Here is a 13,527-nt window from a genome sequence, read left to right on the forward strand (position 1 = left end):
CGGCCCGGTCAGGCCGCGCCGTGTCAGCCGGATCCGCCAATTGCCCGCCTCGCCGTCAATGTCGAACAGATTGTACTGCGCCGCCGGGTTCTTGCCGCCCGGCGCCTGGCCGGCGGCAGCGACACCGACCGCCGGGATCCTGACGCCGCGACCGCCTATGAAGAACAGCGACGGCAGATGCGAATGGCCGTGCAGCACAAGGTCGGCGCCGTGGCGACGAATGATCTTGTTGAAGCGGGCAATGCCGAACAGCCGCTTGTGCTGCGGGACCGCACCGCGCACCGGCGGATGATGGATCATGATGACGCGGAACAGCCCCTGTCCGGCGGTATCCCCAAGGATTTTGCCGAGCCGCTTCGCTTGGCCTTCCATGAAGAAACCATTGGCCATGAAGGGTGCCGTGGCGCGCGCCGTCGAGACACCGATCAGCGCGACGTTGCCGCGCACGCGCAGATAGGGAAATGCGTTACGATCGACCGGCGTGTTGACACCGTCGCCGCTCATCCACGCCGCCCAGGATCGGCAGACCTTGTCGAAGGCGCCTGGCACATAGGCATCGTGATTGCCCGGAACGACCGAAACATCATGCGGCGGTCCCAGCGTCTCCAGCCAGTGCCTGGCCATCTCGATCTCGCCGTCGAGCGCCAGATTGACCAGGTCGCCGGTGACGGCGAGGTGGTCAGGCGTGTTCGCCTTGATGTCTGCGACGATCGTATCAATGACCGCATCATGCATATGGCGGCGGCGGTTGCGCTGCCAGTTGACATAGCCGAGCACGCGCTTGGAGGCGAGATCGCGATAGGATACATCGGGGAGCGGCCCCAGATGGACATCGGAAATATGCGCGAGCCTGAACATACAACCTTCATAGGCGACGCGCGCGCGGCTTTCCACCCACGGTTTCGCTATCAATGACGAGCCCTGAAGATGCCGTCCGCCAGACCGGCTGGCCAGGTTTGAGGGCCAGGCTGTTCCATCTCTATTTCGTGCTGCGGAGGCCGATGACGCTTGGCGTGCGCGGCCTGATCCACGACAGGGCGTCCAAGTCCGTCTTCCTCATTCGCCATACCTACGTACCAGGCTGGCAGCTGCCCGGCGGCGGCGTCGAAGTCGGCGAGACGATGAACGAGGCACTGGCCCGTGAACTGGCCGAGGAAGGCAACATCGCTCTCACCGCCCCGCCGGTGTTCAAATCGATGCATTTCAACCGCCGCTCCAGCCGCCGCGACCATGTCGGCTTTTATTTGCTCGAGCATTTCAGCCAGACGGCGCCGAAGCGGCCGGATCACGAAATCGCCGAAGCTGGCTTCTTCCCGCTCGACCGCTTGCCGCAGGGCACGACGCCGGCGACGCTGCGCCGGATCGCCGAGGTTTTTGACGGCGAGCAGCCCTCGCCCTACTGGTAGATCAGGCCGCCGCTTTCTCGAATCGCGCCCGGTCGTGTGGCGCGCCATAAGCCAGTTCCGGTCCGACAGGCACGATCCGCGTCGGATTGATCGTCTGGTGGCTGCCGTAATAGTGCGCCTTGATGTGATGCATATTCACCGTCCCGGCTACACCAGGCACCTGGTAGAGATCACGCAGATAGTTGGACAGGTTCGGGTAGTCGGCGATACGGCGCAGATTGCATTTGAAGTGGCCGACATAAACCGGATCGAAGCGCACCAGCGTGGTGAACAGCCGCCAGTCGGCTTCGGTGATAGGACCACCGACGAGATAGCGCTGCTTCGACAGCCGCTCCTCCAGCGTATCCAACGCTGTGAACACTTCACCGAACGCCTCTTCATAGGCACGTTGCGTGGTGGCGAAGCCGGCGCGATAGACGCCGTTGTTGACCGCGGGATAGACCAGCGCATTGATGCGATCGATCTCGCCGCGCAATGCCTTCGGATAGAAATCGAGGCTGGCGTCGCCCCATTCGTCGAAGGCTGAATTCAGCATGCGGATGATTTCGGAAGACTCGTTGGAGACGATGGTCTGCTCCTTTTTGTCCCACAGCACCGGCACAGTCACCCGGCCCGAATAGGCGGGATCGGCCTTGGCATAGATCTGGTGCAGGAAGCCGAGGCCATAGAGCATGTCGCCCGTGGCGCCGTCCTCAGCCACGAACGTCCAGCCGTTGCCGCCCATGAAATGATGCACCACCGACACCGATATGACGCCTTCCAGCTTCTTCAGCGCGCGAAAGATCAACGTCCGGTGGGCCCACGGACAGGCAAGCGAGACATAGAGGTGATAACGGCCGGGCTCGGCCTTGAAACCACGCGTCCGGCCTTCGGCAGGCGCCCCGTCAACGGTGACCCAGTCGCGCCATTGCGACTGCGTCCGCACGAACCTGCCACCATTGTCCGCTGTATCGTACCAGCGGTCCTGCCACCTTCCTTCGACCAGCATTCCCATACAAATCTCCTTGCGTCCTGTTGGTTGATGTAGGCGCAAGGCTGCCCTGTCGAAGACGTCAGGTGCTGAACAGACCGTCACTTGGCGGAAATGACGAACAAAACGGCCGATTGCAGCGGCGGGAAATTGATGCTAGCGGACAATCCGCATGTTCGATTTTGCTTCGATCCGGTTTTACCGACGACGAAAGGGCGCCCGCGCTTGATGAAGCGCTGACTGGCGAATGCTGCCGTTTGCAGCAACCTTTCCTCCTTACCGGAACGCAAAGACCATGAGCCTTGCCGACGTGAAATACCTGCCGGAAACCCCGGCGCACGACCCCGAGATCGAAGCCATCAATGACGAAGCCTTCGGGCCGGGCCGCTTTGTGCTGGCCGCCTACAAGATTCGTGAGGCCGGAGGGCACGAGCGTTCGCTGTCCTTTGTCGCCGTCGATGGCGACATCGTCGTCGCCTCGGTGCGCATGACCCGCATCGCCGCCGGTGCCGGTCGCGCGCTAATGCTCGGGCCGCTCGCGGTGCGGCCGGCCTTCAAAAATCTCGGCATCGGCCGCCGGTTGGTGGCGATCGCGCTGGAGGCCGCCGCCAAGGCCGGCGCGCCCGCTGTCATGCTGGTGGGTGACGAACCCTACTACGGGCCGCTCGGTTTCAAGCGGATTCCGCGCGGCCAGATTTCGATGCCGCGCCCCGTCGATCTCGACCGGCTGCTGTCGCACGAGATCGCGCCGGGCGCGGTCGCCAGGCTCTTGGGCGAGGTCTGCCACGCCGATCAGGCCAGGGTGGCCGATCCTGTCGCCGCGATGGCTTGACCTTTCCCGTCGATCTGGCGCCTGATCCGTCCCACTGTTCCTGAGATCAAAGGATGACGTCATGAACCCCAACGGCCAGATCGCGATCGTCACCGGCGGCGGCTCCGGCCTTGGCGAGGCAACGGCGCGCGCGCTGGCCGCCAAGGGCGCCCGCGTCGCCATCTTCGACGTGGGTATTGACCGCGCCGCCAAGGTCGCGGCCGAGATCGGTGGTATTGCCGTCCAGTGCGACGTCAGCAGCGCCGACAGCGGAACCGCTGCCCTCGCCGACGTTACGGCCAAGCTTGGCCAGCCACGGATCCTGGTCAACTGCGCCGGCATTGCCATTGGCGTGAAGACGATCGGGAAGGATGGTCCCCACCCCCTCGACCAGTATCGCAAGGTGATCGAGGTCAATCTGATCGGCACGTTCAACATGATCCGCCTCGTCGCCGAGCGCGCGTCGAAGCTCGAGCCGCTGCAGGGTGGCGAGCGCGGCGTCATCGTCAACACCGCTTCGGTTGCCGCCTATGATGGCCAGATCGGCCAGGCCGCCTATGCGGCTTCCAAGGGCGGCGTCGTCGGCATGACGCTGCCGGTGGCGCGCGACCTTGCCCGTTCCGGCATCCGCGTCTGCACCATCGCGCCCGGCATCTTCAAGACGCCGATGATGGCCGGCATGCCGCAAGAGGTGCAGGATTCGCTGGGGGCCGCCGTGCCGTTCCCGTCGCGCCTGGGCGAGCCGTCCGAATATGCCGCTCTCGCCCTGCACATCATCGAGAACCAGATGTTGAACGGCGAGACCATCCGTCTCGATGGCGCCATCCGCATGGCGCCGAAATAGAAGGTCATGAACGCCTGTCCGCTGCCGCTAAAACCGGTCCGCTGACCGGGCTGAAGGTGATCGAGATGGCCGGGCTCGGACCGGTGCCTCTGGCCGGCCTGATGCTGTCGGAGATGGGCGCGCAAGTGTTGCGCATCGAGCGGGCGGGGACGAGCCATCTCCTGTCGCTGCCGGATGAGTACAACATCGACCGCCATGGCCGCGCCGTCCTGCGCCTCGACCTGAAGCGCCGTGAAGGCACCGATCTGTTGCTGCGCCTTGCCGAAAAGGCGGACATGTTGCTCGAAGGCTTTCGCCCAGGCGTCATGGAGCGGCTCGGCCTCGGCCCGGAAACGGTGATGGCGCGCAACCCGGCGCTGATCTACGGCCGTATGACCGGCTTCGGCCAGGACGGCCCGCTCGCCGGCCGCGCCGGCCACGACATCACCTACCTCGCCTATAGCGGCGTGCTGCACGCCATCGGCCATGCCGACGGCCGTCCCGTCACGCCGCTCAACCTTGTCGCCGATTATGGCGGTGGCGCCATGATGCTGATTGCCGGCGTGCTGGCCACCCTGTTCCAACGTTCGCGCACAGGCAAGGGTGAAGTCATCGACGCCGCGATGGTCGACGGCGCCTCGATGCTGGCGGTGCCCCTGCACGCCTTGATGGCGGCCGGCTTGTGGAGCGACAAGCGCGGCGCGAACCTGCTCGATTCCGGCGCCCCGTTCTACGACACCTATGAGACGTCGGATGGACGCCATATCGCCATCGGCTGTCTCGAGCCGCAATTCTTCGCCGAATTCGCCAGGCTGCTGCCGCTCGACGAGCGCTTTGCGTCCGGCCAGTACGACAAGGCCCTGTGGCCGCCGATGCGCGCCGCCATTGCCGATCGGATCCGGCAGAAACCACGCGACGACTGGGACCGGCTGTTCGCGCAGACCGATGCCTGCGTTGCACCGGTTCTGTCGCTGCAAGAGGCGAAACACCACCCGCACAATCGGGCACGCAACGCCTCTGTGACGACAGGTGCATTTGAGCGCCCGGCCCCCGCGCCGCGTTTCTCGAGCTCGCAACCGACATTGGCCACTATACCCGGCGACGAGGACGTTTCGCCATCGGCAATTCTGGCACGTTTCGGCTTTGCGAAAGCCGAGATCGACGGCCTTGTCAAATCCGGCTTGCTGACCGATAACGATAACTAGAGAAGAAAGATCAACTTACTGCGGTGCTGCCTTGGACGAGCCGAAAAAGGACGTGATCCGCGAGACGGACGCCGAAGCGATCCGGCTGGCGAAGACGCTTCTGCGCAGCGCCCGCTTTGGCGCCCTGGCGGTGATCGAACCGCAAACCGGCTCGCCGCTGGCCAGCAGGGTCGGCGTGGCCACCGACATCGACGGCGCGCCGCTGATCCTGGTGTCGATGCTTTCGGCGCACACCGGCGCCCTGCTTGCCGATCCGCGCTGCTCCCTGTTGCTCGGCGAACCGGGCAAGGGCGACCCGCTGGCGCACCCGCGCCTGACATTGATCTGCCAGGCAGCACGGCTTGAGCGCGGATCTGCCGAACACGCCCGCGTCGAGCGCCGCTATCTCAATCACAATCCCAAGGCGAAACTTTACGCCGGTCTCGGCGACTTTTCGATCTTTCGCCTCGATCCGCAACGCGCCAGCCTCAACGGCGGCTTCGGCAAGGCCTACCACCTCGATCGATCGGATTTGCTCACCAGCGGACCGATCGTCGAGGAACTCGCGGCGCGCGAACAATCTGCCATCGACCACATGAACGCCGACCATCTCGACGCGATCGCCGTCTACGCACAGCATTTCGCGAAAGTATCCGGAAACGGCTGGCGTGTTGCCGGATTCGATGCCGATGGCATGGACCTGGTGTCGGGCGACGATGTTTGCCGTGCCTTTTACCCACAACCTTTGGCGGCGGCAGGCGAATTGCGGCACGTTCTGGTCGATATGGCCAAGGCCGGCCGAGCCATTGTCGACGCCGGGACGGAGACTTAATTATGCTGGACCAAAAGCAACACTTGAGATTTAAGTGAAATGCTCTACCTTTTGGTGACGCTGAATCGCCAGCGCCGATCGATAAGTGAATTTATGGAATCAGACGCCATTGCCCCCATGGCGTCGGGATGAACAGGAAGCATGGGGGATCGATGGTCTCGACAAAGCTAATCGTGAACGCCGAATCGGCGGCAGAGTTTCTCATGCTGATGGGCAATGAGAAGCGACTGTTGATCATGAGCTACCTCGCCGAAGGTGAAATGTCGGTGGGAGCCATCGCCGAGAAGGTGATGCTCAGCCAATCCGCCCTGTCCCAGCATCTGGCCAAGTTGCGGGCGCTCGACCTTGTCGACACCCGCCGCGACCGGCAGATGATCTACTACTCCTGCAAATCCGACGCCGTGCGAGAACTGCTTGTCATGCTGGACGGCATTTTCGGCAGCGGCAAGGATGACCTGTCCCAGATGGCGCACCGTTTGCGCCGTGCTGGAACCTGACCACATAGCGCCGATCTCGCCGTGATTTGAGAGCGACATGCGCCCATCCGGGGCGCATAAAGCTGGCTGATTGTCCCGAATCGTCGCATCGTGCTCTCCAAATAGGGCGAGCGCCGGGAGTTCCGTCCGGGTTTCGGGCCGGTGCGACGGTCGCGAGGACTGCATGGATCCCATTCGCATCGACGACCCGCAAGATCCGCGCGTCGCTGCCTATCTCGACATTCGCGAGCGCGACCTCGCCGGCCGGCAAGGCCGCTTCGTCGCCGAAGGCAAGGTGGTGCTCGACCTGCTGCTCTCGACCGGGCGCTTTGCCGCCGAATCGATCCTGGTCCTGGAAAACCGGCTGGCAGGTCTCGACAACATTCTGAGCAAGGCGCCCGCCGACCTCCCGGTCTATGTCGCCACCAGCGCGGTGATGGACGCTATCGCCGGATTTCATATGCATCGCGGCATCCTGGCCATCGGCCGCAAGGGAGAGCCGCAGCCGGCCGAAGCCCTGCTCGATGGCTTGCCCCCTCGTGCGCTGGTCGTAGTGCTCGTCGGCATCGCCAACCATGACAATGTGGGCTCGATCTTCCGCAACGCCGCCGCCTTTGGCGCCGACGCGGTTCTGCTGGATGCGACATGCTGCGATCCGCTCTATCGCAAGGCGATCCGCGTTTCGGTCGGCGCCGCGCTCAAGATCCCTTTCGCATCGTTCTCCGACACCGCCGGCTTCACAACGATGCTCGCCCGGCGTGGCTTCGAACAATTCGCGCTGTCGCCCCGCGGGAGGACCGACATCCGCGATGCGCAGCGTAGCGAGCGCCTGGCGCTCTATCTCGGCACCGAGGGCGAAGGCTTGCCGGGCAACCTGCTCGCAAGCCTGCACAATGTGCGGATCACCATGGCGAAAGGCTTCGACAGCCTGAATGTCGCCGCGGCTTCAGCCATCGCGCTGCATCATTTTTCGACTAGAGCAATTCCAGGAAAAGTGTGAAGCGGTTTTCCGTCCAGAATTGCGTCAAAGCAAAGAGTTAGGGCATCTCGCCGTTTCCGTGAAACGGTGAAATGCTCTAAGGAGGCCTGATTCAGCTTGTCGCGTCAGCCTTCTGCAGCGCGCGCACGCGGTCGGCAAGACTGCGGTCACCGTTGCCGGAGCGGGCGTCCGACGGTACCGCCAATGCCTTGGCGATCGGCGAACCAGGCCCCTCGAGCTTCGCCGTCAGATGGACGACCTCCGCCGCCAGCGCGTTCATCTGCTCGCGCAAGGCGGAGCTGCTGTCCGTGGCCGTGGACGCGGCCAGTGCGGTGAGGTCGGCCTTCAGCCGCTTGTTCTCGCGCGCCAGCGCCGTCAGCCTCGCCTCGAGCTGCTCACGGTCACTGTCGAGCTTGGCGATTGCCTTGTCCAAGTCATCGCTCTTGGCGACATCGCCGCCCTTGCCGACCAGGCGCAAGGCTGGCGCGCTGTCTTCGGATTTCGATCTTTCGCGCATGCGTGCCAGTTCCTTTTCGCGGCGGTCGAGTTTGTCTTCGCGATCGGCAAGTGTGGCCAGCAGCCGCTCGACCTTCTTGTCGAGTTCGGCGGTCCTTTTCTTCTCGGCTTTCAGGGCCTCCCGCGCGGCCTTGCTTTCGGCCGCGATTTCCTGGCCGCGCCTGTCGGCTTCCTTGCGCTGGCCGCGCAGCATCGCAATGTCACTGGCGAGCTTCTGCATTTCGGACTCTCGCGCCACGAGTTCGATCTGCCGGCTGCTCGAGGAAAAACTTGCGTCGTCATACATGCGCTCCAGCTTTTGCAGCTCAAGTGCACGCTTTTCCAGCTTGCGCTCGGTTTCCTTCAGCCGCTCCGAAAGCTGCTGCAACTCGCCCTCTCGCTGGCGCAGCGCTTCGTTCTTCGCGCCCAGATCGGTCAGCGCCTGGTTCTTGTCCGTCCGCTCGACCGCCAGGCCCTTCATGGCCTCGCGACCGCGATTGATCTCGACGAGTTGTTCGGCCGCCTTCTCTCGCAACGCCTTGACGCTGATTTCCAGGCGGCGCGTCGTCATGGCGTATTCGGCGCGGATGCGATCCTTGTCCGCCTGGATTTCGGTTTGCGTCAGAGGGATCGAGGATTCGACGCGTCTGCGTGTAAGCGTGACCGCACGACGCCATATGGCCGGAGCCACCATGAGCGCCAGAAAGCCAGCACAGAGAAAGCCGAGGACGAAGAACAGGACCGACTGGACCAAGTGACTACCCGTTGTGGCCGGTAAGCATCAAACCAGATAAACCAAAAGCGCATAGAGCGCTTTGACTGTGCCACGTTGACATGGCGGAAATCCAGCGTTGCGGCAAGGGTTTGCCGCAACGCCACTAGTTTAATGCATGTCGACCCAAAAGCGGTCCCGGTTTTGGGCAACGACAGCCAAGGACTTCAGCTTAGAACGGATTCCAGGTGGCGCGCTCGGTAAGCTTCAGATAGCCGAGATTGACGCCAAGCCGGGCACCGACACCGGTGCGGATCGGCACCAAAACCACATTGTTGTTCTTCAGCACGTTGAAGCCGACACCAGCCACCACATAGGCCGAACCGGCGACGCCGCCATAGCGGTTGTAGAGGCTGCCCACATCGTCGAGATTGTAGACCAGCATCATCACCCGCGACCCCTCGCCGCCGAAATCCCAGCCGAGCGATGGGCCTTGCCAGAACACTTTGTGATCGCCGGCATTCTTGGTGTAGAGCGTGCCTTCGCCATAGGTCAGGCCACCGATCAGCGCGCCCGAGCCCTCTTCGCCCAGCAGATAGCCGTTGGGCAGGCCATAGGAAGCAAAAATCTTCTCGACGACCGTGGCGAGCCCGCCCGATGTCGCGCCGAAGAACTTGTGACCGGAATCGACAATCTCCTGAGCGGTGTATTCCTGGGCCCGCAGGGCTGAAGTCGAGAAGACGAGAACGCCCAGGAGCGTGACCGCCATTGAGAAGACACGGAGAAAGCTCCGGTCGTAGTATCGGGAAAACATGCTTCCAATCTCCGTCAGGGAGCACCTTCGCCGACGCCTCGCACCCCGTACGGCTCTTTTAGCCGGCCGTTAAGGGTAACTGTTAGGGGCAAACTATGCCGTAATCCTTTTTCAACCATTAAGCTCCCACATGAACATGGCGGTTCGAAGGCTGTTTGGGGTCGCTCAAGTGGGGCCGGCAGCCTGCGTGAACACGCCATTTGCCACAACCACAATTTGGATTTGTTGCTGCACGCACGGGCGCTGTGTATTCAGAAAGCCCGAGGAGAGAGTGTGTGATTCGTGTGGCAGGCGACGATCGATCGCCCGGCCATGAGTTGTGAGATTTTGCAGGGATTTTTCGCCGATGGCCGATCTGTTCACCCTTTCCGCACCCGATCTGGCAGCGCTTTTGTGCAGTCGGGTCTGCCACGATATCATTTCGCCGGTCGGCGCGATCAACAACGGGCTCGAATTGCTTGATGAAGGCGGCGCCGACGAGGACGCCATGAAGCTGATCCGTCAGAGCGCCCGCAACGCTTCGGCCCGCCTGCAGTTCGCCCGCATCGCCTTTGGTGCCGCCGGCTCGGCCGGCATGTTGATCGATACCGGCGATGCCGAAGCGGTCGCCATCGCCTTCCTCAAGAACGAAAAGCCGGAACTGACCTGGAACGGGCCCCGCGCGTTGCTGCCCAAGAACAAGGTCAAGCTGCTGCTCAACCTGATCCTCGTCGCCAATGCCGCCATTCCGCGCGGCGGCAAGCTTTCCGTGACGCTGGAAAATCTTGAGACCGAACCTCGTTTCGCGCTTGCGTCGGCTGGCCCGATGCTGCGTGTGCCGCCGAAATTCCTCGAACTGCATTCCGGCCACAAGCCGGACGAACCGATCGACGCGCATTCCGTGCAGCCCTACTACACGCTGCTTCTGGCGCGCGAAGCCGGCATGACGATATCGATCCACGCGACGCCGGAAGAAATCGTGCTTTCTGCGGCCTGATTGCGCAGCCGATAAAGCGAAGTATTTCTACATTGAAATCTGTAATTCCAGCTCATCGACTTGAGATGCGTCTGGTCGTCCATGCAGCGCCAAAGCATTCGCGAATAAAAGTAGGCACCTGCCTATCTTTGTAAAAATTTTACCTAACGCCTTTTCGGCTTCTTTACCAGATTGGCCTATGGTGCGTCCTGGATGCCCCCGACGCTACCGGACTGCCAGAAGGCAAAGAGGACCCGGAAATGAAACGCTGCATGTTCGTCGACGATTCAAGCGTCATCAGGAAGGTTGCAAAACGCATCCTGGGCGGCTCCGAAATGATTGTCATCGAGGCCGCCAGCGGACTTGACGCGCTGGAGATGTGCGCCGCCGACATGCCCGACATCATCGTCGTCGATGGCGCCTTGCCTGACGTACCGGCGGTCGATCTCATCCGTCGCGTCCGCGCCATGGAGAGCCCGATAAGGCCGCAGATCCTGATTTCCCTGGTCGAGCTCGATATTGCTTCGATCATGCGGGCCAAGCGAGCCGGCGCCCAGGGCTATCTCTTGAAGCCGTTCAACCGCCCGCAGCTGCTCGAGCGCTTTCGCACCTTGAAGAGCGCACCTGATTCGGTACCCTTGAGCAATTCCAGAAAAAGTGCGTGACGGTTTCCTGCTCAGCAGCCCAAAACAGACCCTTACCAGCCGTCATGCAAAAACCCGGCCGAAGCCGGGTTTTTTTATGGACAAGATTCGAGCGATTCGTCGCTCAGGCGCTGACGCGAATGTCTTCCGGTTCGCGCAGCACATAGCCGCGCCCCCAGACCGTTTCAATGTAGTTCTGACCGCCCGATGCCGCGTCGAGCTTTTTGCGCAGCTTGCAGATGAAGACGTCGATGATCTTCAACTCAGGCTCGTCCATGCCGCCATAGAGGTGGTTGAGGAACATTTCCTTGGTCAGCGTGGTGCCTTTGCGCAGCGAAAGCAACTCCAGCATCTGGTATTCCTTGCCGGTCAGGTGCACGCGCTGGCCGCCGACTTCGACAGTCTTGGCATCGAGGTTGACCACCAGGTCGCCGGTGGTGATGACCGACTGGGCGTGGCCCTTGGAGCGCCGCACGATGGCATGAATGCGGGCAACCAGCTCATCCTTGTGGAACGGCTTGGTCATGTAGTCGTCCGCGCCGAAGCCGAGGCCGCGCACCTTGTCCTCGATGCCGGCCATGCCGGAGAGGATGAGAATAGGTGTCTTGACCTTGGAAAGGCGAAGCGTTCTCAAGACCTCGTAGCCCGACATATCAGGCAGGTTGAGATCGAGAAGAATGATATCGTAGTCGTAGAGCTTGCCTAGATCGACGCCCTCTTCCCCGAGATCGGTCGTGTAGACGTTGAAACTTTCCGATTTCAGCATCAGTTCGATGCTTTGTGCGGTTGCACTGTCATCTTCTATCAGCAGAACACGCATTTCATTCCCCTTTTCTGCTGCCGGACCATTTCACGACCCGTCCGGACCCGGAGCAGTGGTTGCCTTGTGCAGAGGCTGCCATTGAATGGTTAACAAATCCTAATTTCCCGCCCATGACGGTACCAGATTTTTTAACCTCTTTCTACACCCTCTTGAATCTAATAACGAATCTCAGAACCAAATTCCTAATGCAACACATTAAAAACCCGGACTAAGCGACTCCAGGGACTCATCGACGTCGCTTCCGCATCGGTGGCCGGAATTTTTACCCGGCCTTAAGTCCTGACCCGTATGATTAACAATGCCCGTAAACGAATGGTTACCGCCGGCAAAAAACTTTAGGGTTTTGTTTCCCATAGTTCGGGGAAAGGCGGTGGACACGGGTGCGGCCTGGGCGTTTCCAGGTGGTTTGGACGATAAGTGCGGGTGTGCGTTTCCGGGAGTACCGAATCATGAAGTCACGTGAAAACCTCGTTCGGCTGAAACAGTTTCAGGTGAATGAGAAGCGGCGGCAGCTGCTGCAGCTCGACATGATGATCGCCGAGTTCGAACGCATGGCCGTCGAGCTGGAGCTTCAGATCACCGCCGAGGAAAAGAAGGCCGGCATCACCGATATCAACCATTTCGCCTATCCGACCTTCGCCAAGGCGGCTCGCCTGCGCCGCGACAACCTCAGGAATTCCCAAAGCGACCTCGCCCAGCAGCGAAGCGCCGCCGAATCATTACTCGGCGAAGCTGAAGCGGAGCTTTCCAAGGCGGAAATGCTGGAATCGCGCGACACGAAGATCCGCGAAGCCGAAGTCGGTGGCCGCAGCGCCATGATCGGCTAAGACCTGGCGGTTTGCCGCACCAACGCTCGCCATCAGGCTGGCGCATTGTCGCGGCTTGCGGCTCCGGCGGGAAAAATGAACCCGCCCTACGCGGCCCAATCCCCTTCACTCTCGGCAATTGCCCTTGCACGGGCATCCTTGATATCCGGCGCATGCTGCTCCGCCCATGACCTGATCTGGGTAAGCAGCCCGGCCAGGTTCTGGCCGAGCTCGGTCAATTCATATTCGACGCGCGGCGGAATGACCGGGAAAATCTCGCGCCGCACCAGGCCGTCGCGCTCGAGCACCCGCAGCGTCTGCGTCAGCATCTTCGGCGTGATGCCTTCGAGCTTGCGGGCGAGCTCACCATTGCGCAGCCGGCCTTTGCGCAGCGCGCAAACCACTAGGTAGACCCATTTGCTGGCCAGCATCTCCAGCACGGTGTGCGAAGGACACGTCCGCCGGAACGCATCATAGCCGAAACCGCAATCATCTTCACTATCCATAAGGTGCGTATATATCAGAAAGGTACATACTGGACAAGGGAATATTACTATCCAAATGATAGTGGCATCAACCGAGCAGGAGACATCTCAATGCGTGCCGTTATCCAGAATTCCGTCGGCGGACCCGACGTCCTTGTCATCGCTGATCGGCCGGATCCCACGCCAGAGGCCGGCGAAGTGCTGGTTCACGTCAAGGCCGCAGGCATCAATCCGGTCGACGGCGCCGTCCGTGCCGGCTACTACCCCTTGCTCGGCGAGCCGCCCTTCATCCTGGGTTGGGATATCTCGGGA

General features: G+C 61.8%; 17 protein-coding genes and 1 pseudogene. 11 read left to right on the forward strand and 7 right to left on the reverse strand.

Annotated elements, in window-relative coordinates:
- A partial coding sequence (locus tag EOC06_RS19465) for a metallophosphoesterase (RefSeq protein WP_206631212.1) occupies nucleotides 1-858 on the reverse strand: 858 nt, incomplete at its 3' end.
- A 53-nt stretch (nucleotides 859-911) separates the two neighbouring features.
- On the opposite strand from EOC06_RS19465, the gene EOC06_RS19470 reads away from it, so the two are divergent.
- Nucleotides 912-1,406, forward strand: a complete 495-nt coding sequence (locus EOC06_RS19470; protein ID WP_127317847.1) for an NUDIX domain-containing protein — start codon at nucleotides 912-914, stop codon at nucleotides 1,404-1,406.
- 1 nt (nucleotide 1,407) lies between these two features.
- Here the strand turns inward: EOC06_RS19470 and EOC06_RS19475 are convergent, their stop codons facing one another.
- The gene (locus EOC06_RS19475) at nucleotides 1,408-2,400 is read right to left on the reverse strand and encodes a glutathione S-transferase family protein (protein ID WP_128308544.1); all 993 of its coding nucleotides are present in this window, start codon (nucleotides 2,398-2,400) and stop codon (nucleotides 1,408-1,410) included.
- A gap of 77 nt (nucleotides 2,401-2,477) precedes the next feature.
- On the reverse strand, nucleotides 2,478-2,642 hold the full coding sequence (locus EOC06_RS40235) for a hypothetical protein (RefSeq protein WP_164748917.1): 165 nt from the start codon (nucleotides 2,640-2,642) through the stop codon (nucleotides 2,478-2,480).
- Nucleotides 2,643-2,671: 29 nt separating this feature from the next.
- Here EOC06_RS40235 and EOC06_RS19480 point away from each other — a divergent pair, with 29 nt between their 5' ends.
- The 6 genes from EOC06_RS19480 to EOC06_RS19505 all read left to right on the forward strand — a co-directional run bounded on the left by EOC06_RS19480 (nucleotide 2,672) and on the right by EOC06_RS19505 (nucleotide 7,502).
- The gene (locus EOC06_RS19480) at nucleotides 2,672-3,208 is read left to right on the forward strand and encodes a GNAT family N-acetyltransferase (protein WP_127317843.1); all 537 of its coding nucleotides are present in this window, start codon (nucleotides 2,672-2,674) and stop codon (nucleotides 3,206-3,208) included.
- A gap of 61 nt (nucleotides 3,209-3,269) precedes the next feature.
- Nucleotides 3,270-4,031, forward strand: a complete 762-nt coding sequence (locus EOC06_RS19485; protein ID WP_128308545.1) for a 3-hydroxyacyl-CoA dehydrogenase — start codon at nucleotides 3,270-3,272, stop codon at nucleotides 4,029-4,031.
- A 50-nt stretch (nucleotides 4,032-4,081) separates the two neighbouring features.
- The gene (locus tag EOC06_RS19490; RefSeq protein WP_281062091.1) at nucleotides 4,082-5,215 is read left to right on the forward strand and encodes a CaiB/BaiF CoA-transferase family protein; all 1,134 of its coding nucleotides are present in this window, start codon (nucleotides 4,082-4,084) and stop codon (nucleotides 5,213-5,215) included.
- Between the two features lie 31 nt (nucleotides 5,216-5,246).
- Nucleotides 5,247-6,026: a HugZ family protein gene (locus tag EOC06_RS19495; RefSeq protein ID WP_128308547.1), complete on the forward strand. Its 780-nt coding sequence runs from the start codon at nucleotides 5,247-5,249 to the stop codon at nucleotides 6,024-6,026.
- Between the two features lie 152 nt (nucleotides 6,027-6,178).
- The gene (locus EOC06_RS19500) at nucleotides 6,179-6,523 is read left to right on the forward strand and encodes a helix-turn-helix transcriptional regulator (protein WP_013529913.1); all 345 of its coding nucleotides are present in this window, start codon (nucleotides 6,179-6,181) and stop codon (nucleotides 6,521-6,523) included.
- A 163-nt stretch (nucleotides 6,524-6,686) separates the two neighbouring features.
- Nucleotides 6,687-7,502, forward strand: coding sequence for an RNA methyltransferase (locus EOC06_RS19505; protein WP_128308548.1), 816 nt, complete (start codon nucleotides 6,687-6,689; stop codon nucleotides 7,500-7,502).
- Nucleotides 7,503-7,593: 91 nt separating this feature from the next.
- On the opposite strand, the gene EOC06_RS19510 is transcribed toward EOC06_RS19505, so the two are convergent.
- Together EOC06_RS19510 and EOC06_RS19515 are read right to left on the reverse strand one after the other, a co-directional pair.
- Complete coding sequence (locus tag EOC06_RS19510; protein WP_128308549.1) at nucleotides 7,594-8,730, reverse strand: hypothetical protein; 1,137 nt, start codon at nucleotides 8,728-8,730, stop codon at nucleotides 7,594-7,596.
- A gap of 190 nt (nucleotides 8,731-8,920) precedes the next feature.
- Complete coding sequence (locus EOC06_RS19515; RefSeq protein WP_236382921.1) at nucleotides 8,921-9,457, reverse strand: DUF1134 domain-containing protein; 537 nt, start codon at nucleotides 9,455-9,457, stop codon at nucleotides 8,921-8,923.
- 391 nt (nucleotides 9,458-9,848) lie between these two features.
- On the opposite strand from EOC06_RS19515, the gene chpT reads away from it, so the two are divergent.
- Both chpT and EOC06_RS19525 read left to right on the forward strand, forming a co-directional pair.
- The gene (gene chpT, locus EOC06_RS19520) at nucleotides 9,849-10,478 is read left to right on the forward strand and encodes a histidine phosphotransferase ChpT (protein ID WP_128308550.1); all 630 of its coding nucleotides are present in this window, start codon (nucleotides 9,849-9,851) and stop codon (nucleotides 10,476-10,478) included.
- 239 nt (nucleotides 10,479-10,717) lie between these two features.
- Nucleotides 10,718-11,122 (forward strand): PleD family two-component system response regulator, encoded by a 405-nt coding sequence (locus EOC06_RS19525; protein WP_127268016.1) that lies wholly within the window; start codon nucleotides 10,718-10,720, stop codon nucleotides 11,120-11,122.
- A gap of 103 nt (nucleotides 11,123-11,225) precedes the next feature.
- Here the strand turns inward: EOC06_RS19525 and ctrA are convergent, their stop codons facing one another.
- Complete coding sequence (gene ctrA / locus EOC06_RS19530) at nucleotides 11,226-11,921, reverse strand: response regulator transcription factor CtrA (protein ID WP_006203583.1); 696 nt, start codon at nucleotides 11,919-11,921, stop codon at nucleotides 11,226-11,228.
- A 452-nt stretch (nucleotides 11,922-12,373) separates the two neighbouring features.
- On the opposite strand from ctrA, the gene EOC06_RS19535 reads away from it, so the two are divergent.
- Nucleotides 12,374-12,751: a flagellar export protein FliJ gene (locus EOC06_RS19535; protein WP_013529907.1), complete on the forward strand. Its 378-nt coding sequence runs from the start codon at nucleotides 12,374-12,376 to the stop codon at nucleotides 12,749-12,751.
- Nucleotides 12,752-12,837: 86 nt separating this feature from the next.
- Here EOC06_RS19535 and EOC06_RS19540 read toward each other — a convergent pair whose 3' ends face one another.
- Nucleotides 12,838-13,236 (reverse strand): helix-turn-helix domain-containing protein, encoded by a 399-nt coding sequence (locus EOC06_RS19540; RefSeq protein ID WP_023809911.1) that lies wholly within the window; start codon nucleotides 13,234-13,236, stop codon nucleotides 12,838-12,840.
- A 90-nt stretch (nucleotides 13,237-13,326) separates the two neighbouring features.
- Between EOC06_RS19540 and EOC06_RS19545 the strand changes: the two are divergent.
- A pseudogene (locus tag EOC06_RS19545) lies at nucleotides 13,327-13,527 on the forward strand (zinc-binding alcohol dehydrogenase family protein); the annotation flags it as partial.

Source organism: Mesorhizobium sp. M7A.F.Ca.MR.362.00.0.0, assembly GCF_004023175.1.
Classification (GTDB): Bacteria; Pseudomonadota; Alphaproteobacteria; order Rhizobiales; family Rhizobiaceae; genus Mesorhizobium.